Source organism: Massilia sp. GCM10023247 (assembly GCF_042653325.1).
Classification (GTDB): Bacteria; Pseudomonadota; Gammaproteobacteria; order Burkholderiales; family Burkholderiaceae_D; genus Telluria.
Genome location: NZ_JBHSIB010000019.1, coordinates 1 through 683, shown reverse-complemented (window position 1 = coordinate 683; position 683 = coordinate 1). Strand labels below are relative to the sequence as shown.

At 46.4% G+C, this 683-nt stretch carries 1 rRNA gene; it reads right to left on the bottom strand.

Annotated features, from left to right (window positions below):
- Positions 1 to 387 (bottom strand): 23S ribosomal RNA (locus ACFPAH_RS15450); the annotation flags it as partial.
- Positions 388 to 683: the final 296 nt, after the last annotated feature.

The following is a 683-nucleotide window of genomic DNA, read 5'->3' as shown; positions in this document are numbered from 1 at the left end:
TTCTCGTGTCCCGCCCTACTTGTCGTACGCTTAGTACCACCGTTTGGATTTCGTGTACGGGGCTATCACCCTCTATGGCCAACATTTCCAGGTTGTTCCACTATCCAATCGACTATCACGTACAGGCTCATCCCATTTCGCTCGCCACTACTTTGGGAATCTCGGTTGATTTCTTTTCCTGCAGCTACTTAGATGTTTCAGTTCGCCGCGTTCGCTTTGCATGCCTATGTATTCAGCATGCAATGACCTAAAAGGCCGGGTTTCCCCATTCGGAAATCTGCGGATCAAAGTGTGTTTGCTCACTCCCCGCAGCTTATCGCAAGCTACTACGTCCTTCATCGCCTGTAATCGCCAAGGCATCCACCATGTGCACTTATTCGCTTGTCCCTATAACGTTAGCTTCTGTTTAAAAACAGAAAGCGGTCATGGAATCAAGAGTACAGCTTGTTGCATGTTTGTTGATACGTTTGTTACTACCCTAAGTGTGTGTTTCCACACGCTTAAAAAAACTTTACTTCTTCCAGATTGTTAAAGAACAGAACAACAGTGATCTCGAAAAGACCAAACAGAAATCTCAACCAGTAAAACTGGATGATTTATGTTTGAACTCTTGTACCAGGTGAATGGTGGAGGATGACGGGATCGAACCGACGACCCCCTGCTTGCAAAGCAGGTGCTCTCCC